Source organism: Noviherbaspirillum sp. (assembly GCF_035254685.1).
In the GTDB taxonomy this organism is placed as follows: Bacteria; Pseudomonadota; Gammaproteobacteria; order Burkholderiales; family Burkholderiaceae_D; genus Noviherbaspirillum.
The window spans coordinates 129,179-142,834 of record NZ_DATFAI010000025.1; the positions used below are offsets into that span (position 1 = coordinate 129,179).

At 59.6% G+C, this 13,656-nt stretch carries 12 protein-coding genes; 5 read left to right on the forward strand and 7 right to left on the reverse strand.

Features of this window, described 5'->3' with window-relative positions:
* Positions 1–116 precede the first annotated feature (116 nt).
* Both VJ698_RS12500 and VJ698_RS12505 read left to right on the forward strand, forming a co-directional pair.
* On the forward strand, positions 117–338 hold the full coding sequence (locus VJ698_RS12500) for a hypothetical protein (protein ID WP_324103095.1): 222 nt from the start codon (positions 117–119) through the stop codon (positions 336–338).
* Between the two features lie 183 nt (positions 339–521).
* Positions 522–2,102 (forward strand): hypothetical protein, encoded by a 1,581-nt coding sequence (locus VJ698_RS12505; protein ID WP_324103096.1) that lies wholly within the window; start codon positions 522–524, stop codon positions 2,100–2,102.
* Positions 2,103–2,274: 172 nt separating this feature from the next.
* On the opposite strand, the gene VJ698_RS12510 is transcribed toward VJ698_RS12505, so the two are convergent.
* The gene (locus VJ698_RS12510) at positions 2,275–4,038 is read right to left on the reverse strand and encodes a glutamine--tRNA ligase/YqeY domain fusion protein (protein ID WP_324103097.1); all 1,764 of its coding nucleotides are present in this window, start codon (positions 4,036–4,038) and stop codon (positions 2,275–2,277) included.
* 125 nt (positions 4,039–4,163) lie between these two features.
* Positions 4,164–4,550, reverse strand: coding sequence for a winged helix-turn-helix transcriptional regulator (locus tag VJ698_RS12515; protein ID WP_324103098.1), 387 nt, complete (start codon positions 4,548–4,550; stop codon positions 4,164–4,166).
* Positions 4,551–4,615: 65 nt separating this feature from the next.
* Between VJ698_RS12515 and VJ698_RS12520 the strand changes: the two genes are divergently transcribed.
* From VJ698_RS12520 to VJ698_RS12530, 3 genes are all read left to right on the forward strand, one after another.
* Entirely contained in the window at positions 4,616–5,038 is a 423-nt protein-coding gene (locus tag VJ698_RS12520) for a PaaI family thioesterase (protein WP_324103099.1), read from the forward strand.
* Positions 5,039–5,158: 120 nt separating this feature from the next.
* On the forward strand, positions 5,159–6,238 hold the full coding sequence (locus VJ698_RS12525) for a DUF2157 domain-containing protein (RefSeq protein WP_324103100.1): 1,080 nt from the start codon (positions 5,159–5,161) through the stop codon (positions 6,236–6,238).
* Positions 6,239–6,670: 432 nt separating this feature from the next.
* Positions 6,671–7,090, forward strand: coding sequence for a hypothetical protein (locus tag VJ698_RS12530; protein WP_324103101.1), 420 nt, complete (start codon positions 6,671–6,673; stop codon positions 7,088–7,090).
* Between the two features lie 3 nt (positions 7,091–7,093).
* On the opposite strand, the gene VJ698_RS12535 is transcribed toward VJ698_RS12530, so the two are convergent.
* The 5 genes from VJ698_RS12535 to ggt form a co-directional block, all read right to left on the reverse strand.
* A complete protein-coding gene (locus VJ698_RS12535) occupies positions 7,094–9,145 on the reverse strand; it encodes a methyl-accepting chemotaxis protein (RefSeq protein WP_324103102.1) in 2,052 nt (683 codons plus the stop codon).
* A 201-nt stretch (positions 9,146–9,346) separates the two neighbouring features.
* Positions 9,347–10,138 (reverse strand): LytTR family DNA-binding domain-containing protein, encoded by a 792-nt coding sequence (locus tag VJ698_RS12540; protein WP_324103103.1) that lies wholly within the window; start codon positions 10,136–10,138, stop codon positions 9,347–9,349.
* Positions 10,135–11,232, reverse strand: a complete 1,098-nt coding sequence (locus tag VJ698_RS12545; protein ID WP_324103104.1) for a sensor histidine kinase — start codon at positions 11,230–11,232, stop codon at positions 10,135–10,137. The genes VJ698_RS12540 and VJ698_RS12545 overlap by 4 nt, the downstream gene beginning before the upstream one ends.
* A gap of 41 nt (positions 11,233–11,273) precedes the next feature.
* Positions 11,274–11,654, reverse strand: coding sequence for a DUF2306 domain-containing protein (locus VJ698_RS12550; protein ID WP_324103105.1), 381 nt, complete (start codon positions 11,652–11,654; stop codon positions 11,274–11,276).
* A 123-nt stretch (positions 11,655–11,777) separates the two neighbouring features.
* On the reverse strand, positions 11,778–13,376 hold the full coding sequence (ggt, locus tag VJ698_RS12555; protein WP_324103106.1) for a gamma-glutamyltransferase: 1,599 nt from the start codon (positions 13,374–13,376) through the stop codon (positions 11,778–11,780).
* Between the last annotated feature and the right edge of the window lie 280 nt (positions 13,377–13,656).

Sequence of the window (13,656 nt, forward strand, 5' to 3'; positions counted from 1 at the left end):
AGTTCAAATCAAGTTTTTCTGCTTTGCCATAAACATGGGATGACATTTTGCATCATGTGTAGGTAAAAATTGTCGACGCAAAATTCAATTACTGAAGAACGTCAACAGGAGGGGATATGACGAATGCTTATGTCGAATACAGGCCAAAATCAAATGATCAAACACATGGCGTGACACATCATGTGGTCATTGTGAACGAAGTCGAAGTGCAGCAATTCAACACCCAATTGGCAGCAGAAAAATGGGCCCGCAGCCAAGGTTATACAGTTCATGTTGCTCGGGAACGGCATCGGCAGGAACGACCCAATCCTGCTCACTGGCGTAAATCGGATTGTTAGTCCTTATCAATACGATCGGGCTTCGCGAATTCAAAAGTCGAAGTTGTGACTGCACCGAATCTCTGTAACAGAGAAAACCGGGGCGGCCATGCAATCCCACGTGTTGAATTACATGGCTCGTCGTATTCAATTCAAATTGCAAACAATCACTCTAAAAGATTCTTGGAAAGGGATGTGCGAACGATGGTAGCAAGTCTCGCTTACGTGTCGCAACTCCACTCGACGGAGGTCGACAAGCTATTGGTTTTATGTGAAGAAGTAACGCGCGCCACTCCGGAAGGCGCGCATCGCTTTATTGAGCCCGCTCCTGGAGTGCTATCCCGAGCTAAATCGCAGCAGCATAATATTATTTTTGGGAGACGTGGTTCTGGAAAGTCTAGTTTATTGCGGAAGACTGCGGCTGATTTAACCGTAGATCGACGCCCTATAGCGTTTGTTGATATGGAGACGTTCAAAGGCCATTCTTATCCTGACGTTCTAATCAGTGTTCTCATTAAGAGCCTACAGGAGTTTCGAAAATGGCTTGACGGCGCTGCAGTGACCCCTGCAACGAAAAAGTCGTTTTGGAACCGATTATTTGGTACATCACCAAACCGACCTCCGTTCAACAAATCCAACACCGCACGATTGGCCAGTGGCCTAGATTCGCTTATTCGTGATCTGGAAAATCAGCTCCGCACTCCAGAAACAGCATCGAAACAGGTTAAACATACAAAATCGGATGAAAACAGCGGTGCTGGGGAAATGGCGGTTGATGGGAAGGTACTAGGAGTTGGAATAAAAAGTAAGGCAACACTTGGCGCTAAGTCAGTCGATTCAACGGAAGTGCAATCGACATATGTTTCGCATAAAGTCGAATACTTACATCAAAATATTCTTCAATTCCAAAATTTTTTCCAAGATCTGTCAGGTCTCTCGAATGGCCCGTCATTCTTAATATTGGACGATCTATACCATATCCGTAAAGCAGACCAGGCAAAAGTAATTGATTATTTTCATCGCGTTGCCAAAGGTAATGGCATGTGGCTGAAAGTTGGCACAATTAAGCACAGAAGCCAGTGGTATCAACACTCTGATCCACCAATTGGAATGAAGCTAGGGGATGATGCGAAAGAGATTAACTTAGATATCTCCCTTGAGAAATTTGAAACCCTTCGAGAATTTCTAAAAAAAATCTTGAGCAATTTGATGGTGGAGGTGCCGCCGGTTTCGATAAAGGAATTGGTCAACCCGACCGCAATCGATCGCTTAACGATTGCGTCCGGAGGCGTTACCCGAGATTTTATCGGTATTTTTTCAAATGCAATTGCTCAAGCAAGAAATCGAGGGCCAAATAACCATCGAGGACCAAAAATTGGAGCTGAGGACGTAAATCTAGCAACTGGCGATTATGATCCAATCAAACGAGAGGAATTTAAGGTCGACTCGGATGAGGACCGAGAACAGTTAGAGACTGCATTCCAAAACCTCGTTACATTTTGCACAGAGAAATCTAAATGCAATGTCTTTCTCGTTTCCCAAAAGTTGGTTGGCCCAGTCCGTGAAGCAATAGATCAACTTATTGACCTCAGGCTAATTCATCCAGTTAAGTCCAGGGTCACTCTCAAGAGAGGAGCTCCCGGAGAGCTTTTTGAAGCATATATGCTAGATCTTAGCCAGTACACTGCAGCCCGGAAAGTCCACGAATTTCAAATTGTCGATCTGAGTGCAAGTGATAAGGACGAGGCAATCCGAAAATCATCACTGATTTACAATGGCAGCTAGAAAGCAGATTAGCGAGTGCCTTCGTAGATATAGAGAATTCAAGACGCTTTTGTGTCAATAATAGCTTCGATCGCGATTGTTTTACGAATGTTGCTACGAGAAAGCCAACCTCATTGGGAGGATGGCTTTTTCTTGGTCTGTGGTAATTGTCGCTTGCGGTAAATTTATTATTCTACTTCCCCCAACTATCCTTCAACGTAACCACCCGATTAAACACCGGCCTCGTCGCCGAGTGATCCACCCGATCCGCCACAAAATACCCATGCCGCTCAAACTGGAACTTCTCATCCGCGAGCGCATGCCGCATGCCCGGTTCCAGATAGGCGGTAATCACTTCCTTCGCATTCGGGTTCAGCGCTGACTTGAAATCCTTCCCGCCCGCATCGGGGTTTGGGTCGGTGAACAGGCGATCGTACAAACGCACTTCCGCTTCCAGCGCATGCGGCACGCTGACCCAGTGGATGGTGCCCTTGACCTTGTAGTTCGCGCTGCCTTCGGTGCCGCTCTTGGAATCCGGGAAGTAGGTGCAGTGCACGGCCGTCACGTTGCCGTCCGCATCCTTGTCGCAGTGCGTGCATTCGACCACGTAGCCGTAGCGCAGGCGCACCTTGTTGCCGGGGAAGAGGCGGAAGTAGCCCTTGGTCGGGGTTTCCATGAAGTCGTCGGCTTCGATCCACACTTCCTTGGTGATCGGGAACGTGCGGTGGCCGCGTTCCGGGTGGTGCGGGTGGACCGGGGCGGTGCAGTCGTCGGCGAGGTTGTCGGGGAAGTTGTCGATGATGAGCTTCAGGGGCTTGAGCACGGCGATGGCGCGCGGTGCCTTGGGGTCGAGGTCGTCGCGCAGGGCGCCTTCGAGGGTGCTCATGTCGATCCAGCTGTCGGCCTTGGCGACGCCGGCGCGTTCGCAGAAGAGCTGGATGGATTCGGGCGTGAAGCCGCGGCGGCGGATGCCGGCGATGGTGGGCATGCGCGGGTCGTCCCAGCCGTCGACGATCTTCTCTTCTACCAGTTGCAGCAGCTTGCGCTTGCTGGTGATGGCGTAGGTCAGGTTCAGCCGCGCGAATTCGGTTTGTTGCGGCAGGGGCCTCTTGAAGAAGCCGCCTTCGGCAAGGCGTTCCAGCAGCCAGTCGTAGAACGGGCGGTGGTCCTGGAATTCGAGCGTGCAGAAGGAGTGCGTGACGTATTCGATGGCGTCTTCGATCGGATGCGCGAAGTCGTACATCGGGTAGATGCACCACTTGTCGCCGGTGCGGTGATGATGCGCGTGGCGGATGCGGTAGATCGCGGGGTCGCGCATGTTCATGTTGGGCGAGGCCATGTCGATCTTGGCGCGCAGGATGTGTTCGCCGTCCTTGAAGTCGCCGGCGCGCATGCGACGGAACAGGGCGAGCGATTCTTCCGGCGCGCGGTCGCGGAAGGGCGAGTTCTTGCCGGGTTCGCTGAAGTTGCCGCGGTTCTTCGCCATGTCTTCGGCGCTCTGGCTGTCGACATAGGCGTGGCCGGCGCTGATCAGGTATTCGGCCATCATGTACATCTGGTCGAAGTAGTCGCTGGCGAAGTAGAGATGAGATTGTTCACCATTCGCGCCTTCGTCCTTCCAGTTGAAGCCGAGCCATTGCACTGCGTCGATGATGCTGTCGACGTATTCCTGTTCTTCCTTGGTTGGGTTGGTGTCGTCGAAGCGCATGGTGCAGCGGCCGCCGTAGTCGCGCGCGAGACCGAAGTTCAGGCAGATCGACTTGGCGTGGCCGATGTGCAGGTAGCCGTTGGGCTCGGGCGGGAAGCGCGTGACGATGGCGGGCAGCGGATGGCCGTTGGGATCGGTGCGGCTGGCGTACTTGCCGGAAGCGAGGTCGGACTCGATCAGGGCGCGCAGGAAGTTGGAGGCGGGCGCGTTGTTGTCGCTGGCGGCGGTGTTCTTGGAATTGGTGCTCATGGAAAATTCTGGGATAGCGTTGTAAGTGACTTAACAGGGCATTTTACCGTACAGGGGGAGGGCGGAGGAAACGGAAGGGCGGCCGGCGCAAGCCTGGAAACGGCACCGCAGGCGCGCGATCCAGCCTACTCTGCCGTTTCCCGTGAGCGGCTGTAGCAGGCCAGGTCTTCCCGACCGACACTGCGCGCCCAGTCGTCCGCCCAGGACGCCAGCGGGCCGAGCGCCTTGAGCAGCGCATGGCCCGTGAGCGTCAAGCCATAGCCGCCGCCATTCTGCAGGTCGACGATGCCGGCATGGCGCAATTCCTTCAGCCGCGTGTTCAGCGCATTGGGCGAGGAGATCTGGCAGGTTTCCTGCAGGGCACGAAATGAAAGACGCTCGCCGGTGCGCAGTTCCCACAGGATACGCAGCGCCCAGCGCCGCCCGAGCAGGTCGAGCAAGGCCATGATGGCCTGGCCCGAGCGGGAGTTGCGTACCGACTTGCCCGGCTCGATGATTTTTCTGGTTGCCATGATCTGCTTGACCTCTTCAGGTTTGTTCGCTATCTTTTTGATAGCATACACTCCTGGAGGCACTTGTGGATCAACTCTTGCAGTTTGCGAAGCATTCCCTGGAATCCCAGCCGTTCAGCCGTTTGCTTGGCGCGGAGATCGAGCATATCGACGGCACCGACGTGGCGATCCGTCTGCCGCTGCGTGATGAGTTGAAGCAGCAGCACGGCTTCGCGCATGGCGGCGTGCTCAGCTATCTGGCGGACAATGCGCTGACCTTCGCCGGCGGCATGGCGCTCGGGCCGGCGGTACTGACGGCGGAATTCAAGATCAACTATGTGCGCCCGGCGGTCGGTACTGCACTGGTGGCGCGCGCAGCCGTGATCCATGCGGGCCGCAGCCAGGCGGTGTGCCGCTGCGATGTCTTTGCGCGTGACGCCGGATCGGAGAAATTGGTGGCGACCGCGCAGGGAACGATCAGCAAGGTGGAGAGCCTGAAACGGGAATAAGGCATGGCATGGCGCGAGATTAGGTTCGGCAGGGAGAGGTCTTGCACCCGGTCACTATGGCTTGAATGGAATGGCGCTACAGTGAAGTGAGTTGACCTCTCCAGCCACGGGGCACAAGCCATGTTGCTCAAACGTGAAGACCTGCAAGCCGCCGCGGATGCCGGCGTGCTCGACCCGAGGGAAATCGACGGCCTGCTTTCCTTCCTTACCCGGCGCGAACTGCAGGCGCAGCACGGCAGCGCGCGTTTTTCCGCAACGCATATCCTGTACAACCTCGGCGGCATGCTGGCGATCAGCGCGGCGTCGTTGTTCACCACGCTGGCCGTGGAAGCACTCGGCATGACCGCCTTGCTGGTGCTGTCGGTGCTGTACGCCATTGCTGCCATCGGCATTGCGGCAATGCTGGAAAAGCGCGGCTTCGGCATTCCAGCCGGCATCTTCGCCACGCTGGCCATCGCGCTGGTGCCGCTCGCGGTGTTTGCCTTGCAGCATGTGCTCGGCTTCTGGGCCGAGGGGCCGAACACCGAGCACTACCGCAACTATCACGCCTACATCGACGGGCGCTGGCTGATGATGGAGCTGGCGACGCTGGTCGCAGGTTCGCTGCTGCTGTGTCGCTTCCGTTATCCCTTCCTGACCATGCCGATTGCGGTAACGCTGTGGTACATGGGCATGGATATCGTGCCTGCGCTGATGATGCAGGCCGGCATCGGCAGTGAGGAATGGTATGTCGGCGAGGCATCGCAGTTGCGCAAGCTGATTTCGCTCGTGTTCGGTCTCGTGATGCTGGCGCTTGCCTTTGCCGTCGACTTGCGCACGCGCCGCGGCAAGGATTATGCGTTCTGGCTGTACCTGTTCGGCCTGCTGACCTTTTGGGGCGCGCTGTCGATGCTCGGCTCCGGCAAGCTCGCGGGCAAGCTGGTTTACCTCGCGCTGAATGTCGGCCTGGTGTTCATTGGCGCGGTTCTCGGCCGCCGCGTGTTCGCCGTATTCGGCGGCATTGGCATCGCCATCGTGCTGGGCGACCTGTCATGGAACCTGTTCCGGGACAGCTTCGTTTTCGTGCTCGTGCTGACGCTGCTCGGCTTCGGATTGATCATCGTCGGCCTGTGGTGGAGCAGGCACGAAGCGAAGATCACAGCACGGTTGCGCGCGACGCTTCCCGCGAGTGTGCGCGAGCTTCTTGCAGCGCGTTCATAGCCTGCCGCATCGTGATGCGAGGAATACCTTTCCTGGTTTCAATGCATCGAAAGCGTCGATTTGACATTGCATAAAACCTGTGAATTTCGGTAGAACGCGCTTGATGTATATCTACGTGGCGCGCCGCGAAAGCCTATTTAATAGGCAGCGAAGACGATGTTGCAATACCTGCACGGGCGTTCCGAAAACAGCGTTAATCCCAATCTCGTCAGCGCGCCCGTCACACCGGGGCGTACGGGCGGGCGATCCAATCCATCGATGCAAGCGCTCGCATCACGACATGCCACGGAACGGCAGTCCTGCGTCTTTGAATAGTCCAGGCGGTTCATCGCAAAGAAAGACAGGTGCATCGGATCCCTTTGCCGCTGCACGCAGCGTGAACGACCGCCGCATATGAGCCTGTCAGCAAGAACAATAAACGAGGAGCGATGAATGACGATTAGACGCGATGATTTGGTGGCCGCGGCGGCAGTGGGGCTCTTGCAATACCGGCAGATCGATCCGCTGTTGGTATTCCTTTTACAGCGCGATGTGCGCCTCAAGCGCATGGCGCTGATCGAGCAGGCGCAGGCGCGGCAGCGCAGCGGATTCCACGCCTTCCTGTCGCATGTGGCCGCGCTGCTGGCGGTGATCACTGCCTCGCTGTTCGGCGTGCTGTTCACCACGCGCTCCGTGCACACGATGGGCTTCAGCGCGGTCGTGCTGTTCACGCTGCTGTATGGCTTCAGCACGCTGGCGCTGGCGTTCTGGTTCAAGCAGCGCGGCTACTGCGCGCGCGTCCGCGTGCTGTCGGCCCTGATTATGACGTCCGTGCCGCTGGCGGTGTTTGCGCTACAACAGGTCGCAAACTGATTCTCAGGCCACCAGGCGTTTAACCGACTCCGCGCGTCCAAGGCGCGGATGGCGCGGTGCTTCTGGGAGGCGCGGCGCGACGGGCACTGCTTCCTCCATGATCATGTCCGCGGCAAAGGCAACCTGCGCGGCGCCCAGCCTGAACATGCTGACCACGTGCGCCAGGCCGTGTGCCTGGTCTCGCAGCGCATCGGCTGCTGCGGCCGCTTCCTCCACCAGTGCCGCGTTCTGTTGCGTCACCTGATCCATGTGGGCGATGGCCTCGTTCACCTGTTCGATGCCGGCGCTCTGCTCCATGCTGGCGGCACTGATTTCCGCGATGATGCCTGACACCCGGCCAATGCTGGCCACGATGTCATTCATGGTGGTGCCGGTCTGGTTGACCAGTTGCGTGCCGACGCCGACCTTGTCGACCGAGTCGTTGATCAAGGCCTTGATCTCCTTTGCCGCGCTGGCCGAGCGTTGCGCCAGGTTGCGCACTTCCGTGGCGACGACGGCGAAGCCACGGCCTGCTTCGCCGGCGCGCGCTGCCTCCACTGCTGCATTCAACGCGAGGATGTTGGTCTGGAAAGCGATGCTGTCGATCACGCCGATGATGTCCACAATCTTCTTCGAGGATTCATTGATGGAGCCCATCGTCTCGACCACTTCGAACACCATCGCGCCGCCCTTGCCGGCGATCTCCGATGCGCTCTGCGCGAGCTGGTTGGCCTGCTGCGCATTCTCCGCGTTCTGCCTGACGGTGCCGGTGAGCTCTTCCATGGCGACCGTGGTTTTCTCCAGCGAGATCGCCTGCTTTTCGGTGCGCGAGGAAAGGTCCATGTTGCCGGCGGCGATTTCGTTCGAGGCGGTGGCGATCGATTCAGTGCCGCCGCGCACCTGAGTGACGATGTTCATCAGCCCGGCATTCATCTCTTGCAGCGCCTGCAGCAATTGCCCGGTCTCATTGCGCGAGTGCACCTCGATGCGCGCGCTGAGATCGCCGGAGGCGACTTGCCTGGCGATGGCGACCGCTTCGTGCAGCGGCCTGCTGATCGAGCGCACGATCAGGTAGCCGACCAGCGCGCCGAGCAGAACGATGGCGATGACTGCGCCGATCAATGCGTAAGTGGTGTGCGTGAGCTTCGATGCGCGCGGATGCAACACATCGTCCAGCGCGGCCATCGCCGCTTCGTAGAAATGCACCTGTTCGTCGATGGCAGACGTCATCGCGGCAAAATAGTCGGATGCGACGTAGCTGAACTGCTCCGGCTTCAGGATCTGATCAGTGGTGAGCTGCAGCACGTCGCCGCCTTTCTTCAGCGTGGCCTGCAGCGGCGCGTCGAGCCTGTCCTGGATGGCCGTGTTAAACGCTGCAGATTTGCCCAGCGCATTCCTGATGCTGGCATAACGCTCGTTCGCCTGGTCGATCAACGCGACCAGCGCGGCGCGCTCGTCCTGGGACATCGTCTTTGCCGTGAGGATCGCGGAGCCGCGCGCACGCATGCGGCCGAGGGATTCCATCACGGCCGGGGACTGGACCAGCGCGGCGTCGATCAGGTAGCGCGTATCGGCCTCCGGATCGAGGCTGAGCCCGTAGTAATCGACGATCAGTTCGCTAGCCTTGAGCAGCTGGCCGATCAAGGCGGTGTGCTCTGCAAAGCTGTTGCTGGCCGACAGGCTTTGCTTCGAAACGCTTCCCGCCAGCGTCTTCCATCGCGCTTCCGATTCCTGCCACAAGGAGCGGATGCCTGGACTATTGATGCCAGCCGCGACAGCATCCATGTTCGCGAAGGCCTTGTCGGCCTCATCCTGCTTGGCGCTGCGTTGCGCCTGGGCGTTCCCATTACCGCTCAAGACGATGGCGGACAGGCCGCGATGCTGCTGCACGAGCCGCACGACGGCAAGAATCGCGCGTACCGGTTCGATGCCGCGCGCTTCCGTCGTCGCCGTCGTGACGGACTTGTTGGATTCATTGATGTAGAGCGCGAGCGGGGCGGCGACGAGGATCACGCCGAAGAGGGATAGCAGGGCGAATTTCTGCCACAGGAAAAGCCGGTTCAGGAGCGCATTCATGGGTACATCTTTCAGGATGAGTCGAGCGCGGCGCGGACAAGCCGCGCCGTGTTACCTGCCAATAAAGGGATCAATCAGGCTCCGCGAGCAGCAAGGCGGGAATGGACGGCTCTTCAGGACCTGGGGCAATCGCGATTAGAAGAGAATTGCCTCATAGCAATACTAACGATAAAGAAATGCAATTTCCTTGACGTGGAGCAATTACATCTGTTTGAACAGGTGAGCAAAAACCCTGCTCACGGCAAGGCTTTCCGCGCGCCCGCGCAACCTGACGGACAGCTTGCCGCTTTCATCACGGATCGCCACATCGATGCGGCCGGCATTGACGATCGTGCCGCGGTGGATCTGCCAGAACTGGTTGCGGTCGAGCTGCGGCAGCAATTCTTTCAGGCTGGTGCGGATCAGCGATTCGTTGTCAGTCGTTACCACGTTGACATATTTGTCCGCCGCTTCGAAGTACACCACGTCCTCGACGGGAATCATGCGGATCTGGTTGCCGACTGCCGCGCGGATGACGGCCAGGCGTTCGGCTGCGGCGGGCATGGCTGGCACCAGCGCGCGCAATTGCGCGACCACGCGTTCGAGTTCATGGCCGCGCTCCTCGTCGCGCGCGAGCCGCGCCTTGAGGCGCTCGATGGTCCTGGCGAGGCGCGCGTCGCTGACGGGCTTGAGCACATAGTCGGCCGCCGCCTGCTCGAATGCCTGCAGCGCGTATTCATCATAGGCAGTGACGAACACCACCAGCGGAAAGGGCCGGTCATCCGGCCATTCCTCCGCCAGTTCCTGCGCCGCATCCATTCCAGTCTTGCCGGGCATCTTGATGTCGAGGAACAGGATGTCGGGCCGCTGCGCCAATGCTTCCTGCACGGCGGCGATGCCGTTTTCCACGACGGCGCCGATCTGCAATTCCGGCCACAGGCGTTGCAGGGTCTGCGCCAGCGTCAGGGCAAGGATGGGTTCGTCTTCGGCGATGAGGGCGCGAACGGTTGTCATAGCGGCAGGGTGAGGAGTGCAATCACGCCGGAGGGCGCATTGGGTGTAAGGGAAAAAGCGGCGCGATCGCCGTACAGCATCTGCAACCGGTCGCGCACGTTGGTGACGCCGACGCAGGTGCCGGACGTTGCCGCATCGGCATCCATGCCCAGTCCGGTATCGGCAACCGTCAGCGAAAGCAGATCGCCGTCGCGTTCGGCCTTGACATCGATATGCCCGCCTTCGACCTTCGGCTCGATGCCGTGCTTGATGGCATTTTCCACCAGCGGCTGCAGCAGCATCGGCGGAACCGTTGCCTCGCACAGGTCCTCCGGCAGGTGGAAGGCATACGACAGGCGCGCACCCATGCGCACCTTCATCAGGCCGAGGTAGGCGTCGAGCAGGGCGAATTCCTGTGCGAGTGATGTCTTGTCGGAACGCGACGCGGACAAGGTGGCGCGCAGATACTGGATCAGCTGGTCGAGCATGTGCTGCGCGCGTGGCGGATCGACGGCGATCAGGCCCTGGAGGTTGGCGAGCGTGTTGAACAGCATGTGCGGCTCGATCTGCGCCTGCAGCATCTGCAACTGTGCCTGCATCGCCTGCTTCTCGATGGCGGCAGCGCGCGCCTTCTCCGCTGCGACAGTGGCCTGCAATTGCGCGAACTGCCCGCGCCGCCAGAAGAACCAGGTGATCACCACGCAGGCGAGCGCGGTGAACCAGATGGTGGCGCCGGCATGCTTCGACTGATAGGCGGCGACATTCGCGGCATCGAGCCCGAGCAGCTGGATGGCGAGCGCGTCGCCGAGCAGCTTGGCAGCGGGTATGGCGGGAACCAGTAGGGCGATGAACGGCCATTGCGGCGGCATGCCGTGTCCCCAGAGCAGCATGCGGCCGCCGTCGATGAACAGCAGCGCGAGCGTTCCGATGCATAGCGAGAACACCAGGTTCTCCAGGAAACTGTCGCTCGCGCGAAGGACGTAAGTGCTGATCAACGCGCCCGCGACATTGAAGATGGTCACGATGCCCAGGTGCTTCAGCAGGACAAGCGGCAGCGGGCATTCGTCGGGAATGGCGGGCGGCGCGGCATGCATGCTGTTGTTCGTCGTTTTCATGTACGGAATGGTAACCCGGATCCTGCGCAATCCAGCCGGCCTCATGCCAGCCCGATCGCCTGCCATACCAGGTGCCCGAGCAGGCGCTGCGGCAGGAAGGTGAGCGCGCCGGCAATGACCAGTCCTGCATACGCATTGATCATGCCGCGTCGGTGCGCCCGGATGCGGCCCTTGACGGCCGCGAACACCGAAGCAGCTACCGCCAGCAGTGTGAAGACGGACAGCGAGTGTATCCAGGAGAAATGCCCGCTGGTCCTGATGCCGAAAGACACCAGCGCGGCCGTGACCATCAGCACGACCCATGCGCGGCCGAATGCACGGTGCAGTGGCGTGCCCTTTTTCAGGCCGAGCGTGATGCCGCCGATCACGATGGCGCCCATGGCGCTCAGCATGTGGACGAGGATGACAGGCGTGAATTCCATGATGCACTCCCGAAAGCTGGTTCGTTGCAGGCATTATGGAAAAGCCGCGCGCCGATCGGAAGCACGGTGCGACGAAGGCCGGTTTTGGTGGAGCGAGAGGAGTGTCTGGCAGCGCGAGCGGCGTCAGAAACCGACTGCCTGCCCGTCGCGCCGCGGGTCGCTGGCGGCGATGTAGCCATCGGCCGCCTTCCAGATGAACTGGCCGGCACCGAAATCCATGTAACTGTCGGTAATGATTTCCACGCGATGTCCGCGCGCGGCGAGTTCGTCGCACACGTCCTGCGGCATCGTGTGTTCGACATCGACCGACAGGCCGCTCTTCACCTTCCAGCGCGGCGCATCGCAGGCGGCCTGCGGCTGCTGCCCGTACGCCAGCATGCGCACCAGCGTCTGCAGATGCCCTTGCGGCTGCATGTTGCCGCCCATGACGCCGAAGCTCATCAGCGGTTCGCCTTCCCTGGTCAGGAAGCCGGGGATGATGGTGTGGAAGGGCCGCTTGCCGGGCGCGACGCAGTTCGGGTGCTTAGGATCAAGGCTGAAACCGAAGCCGCGGTTCTGCAGGCTGATCCCGGTTTCCGGCACCACCACGCCCGAGCCGAAGCCCATGTAGTTGGACTGGATGAAGCTCACCATCATGCCTTCCTCGTCGGCGGTGGTGAGGTAGACGGTGCCACCCTTGGGCGGTGTTCCGTGCTTGAAATCCGTGGCATGGCGCATGTCGATCATCTTCGCGCGCTCCGCGAGATAGGCGTCATTCAGCAGTTCCTCGACGCCCACTTTCGTCATCGCGTGGGTATCGGCCACCCAGCGGTAGGTATCGGCAAAGGCCAGCTTCATCGCCTCGATCAGCAAATGATGGCTGTCGGCGGAATCGACCGGGTAGCGAGTGATGTCGAGCTTGTCGACGATGCCGAGCGCGATCAGCGCTGCAATGCCTTGCCCGTTGGGCGGCATCTCGTGCAGCGTATGGCCGGCGTAATCCTTCTGGATCGGCGTGACCCACTCAGGCCGGTAGCCGTCGAGGTCGTCGAGGGTCATCGCGCCGCCGTTCGCATGCGCATGCTGCACCATGGCTTCCGCAAGCTCGCCGCGATAAAAGGCTTCACCATGTGTTTCCGCGATGCGCGTCAGCGTGTGTGCCGCATCCGGGAAAAGGAATTGCTCACCGACTTTCGGTGCGCGCCGGCGCGGCATGAAGGCGCGCGCGAAGCCGGGCTGGTCCTTCAGCAGGGGCACCGCGGCCGCCCATTTGTGCTGCACGATGGGCGACACCATGTAGCCGCGTTCGGCAAGATCGATCGCAGGTTCGAAAAGGTCGGAAAAGGGCAGCTTGCCGAAACGCTCCGACAGCTCAACCCACGCGCCCACCATGCCCGGCACCGTGACCGAGTCCCAGCCGCGCTGCGGAATCTTGCCCCCGTGTTTGCGCGCAAAATAGGAAGGTGTCCATGCCGCCGGGGCGGGACCGGAGCCGTTCAGTCCGTGCAGTTCGCGCCCGTTCCACAGCTGCGCGAAGGCATCGCCGCCCAGCCCGCATCCGGTTGGCTCAACCACGACGAGCGCCGCCGCTGCTGCAATCGCCGCATCGACGGCATTGCCGCCCTGCAGCATCATGCGCAATCCGGCCTGGGCGGCAAGCGGATGGGAAGTCGCCACGACATTACGAGCAAACAGGGGAACGCGTACGCTCGGGTAGGGATTGGCCCATTTGAATGTCGTCATGGCGGCTGGCTTTCAATGGAAGGTGAAAGGCATTTTACGTGTCAATCTTGCATGTGGCATTGATTTCTTTAATGAAAATGACGCAAGAACAAGGCGCTGCTAATTGCCGTGCTTGCAGGAAATCATGGAAAAATGCCGTGCGTAAAGTGCATGGGCGAACGATCTGTGCACCATGCAGTCTTTGTCTGATCTGTTCTTGCCTAATGAGGTGACCCTTGCCGGATACGATCCGCAACTTGTTCCAGCAGCTCGCGCCCGCCGTCGATTTCTGCTCGCTGCG

Coding starts and splice junctions, on each gene's coding strand:
- VJ698_RS12500 (WP_324103095.1), top strand. CDS start 117: ATGACGAATGCTTATGTCGAATACAGGCCAAAATCAAATGATCAAACA.
- VJ698_RS12505 (WP_324103096.1), top strand. CDS start 522: ATGGTAGCAAGTCTCGCTTACGTGTCGCAACTCCACTCGACGGAGGTC.
- VJ698_RS12510 (WP_324103097.1), bottom strand. CDS start 4,038: ATGAGCACCAATTCCAAGAACACCGCCGCCAGCGACAACAACGCGCCC.
- VJ698_RS12515 (WP_324103098.1), bottom strand. CDS start 4,550: ATGGCAACCAGAAAAATCATCGAGCCGGGCAAGTCGGTACGCAACTCC.
- VJ698_RS12525 (WP_324103100.1), top strand. CDS start 5,159: ATGTTGCTCAAACGTGAAGACCTGCAAGCCGCCGCGGATGCCGGCGTG.
- VJ698_RS12530 (WP_324103101.1), top strand. CDS start 6,671: ATGACGATTAGACGCGATGATTTGGTGGCCGCGGCGGCAGTGGGGCTC.
- VJ698_RS12535 (WP_324103102.1), bottom strand. CDS start 9,145: ATGAATGCGCTCCTGAACCGGCTTTTCCTGTGGCAGAAATTCGCCCTG.
- VJ698_RS12540 (WP_324103103.1), bottom strand. CDS start 10,138: ATGACAACCGTTCGCGCCCTCATCGCCGAAGACGAACCCATCCTTGCC.
- VJ698_RS12545 (WP_324103104.1), bottom strand. CDS start 11,232: ATGAAAACGACGAACAACAGCATGCATGCCGCGCCGCCCGCCATTCCC.
- VJ698_RS12550 (WP_324103105.1), bottom strand. CDS start 11,654: ATGGAATTCACGCCTGTCATCCTCGTCCACATGCTGAGCGCCATGGGC.
- ggt (WP_324103106.1), bottom strand. CDS start 13,376: ATGACGACATTCAAATGGGCCAATCCCTACCCGAGCGTACGCGTTCCC.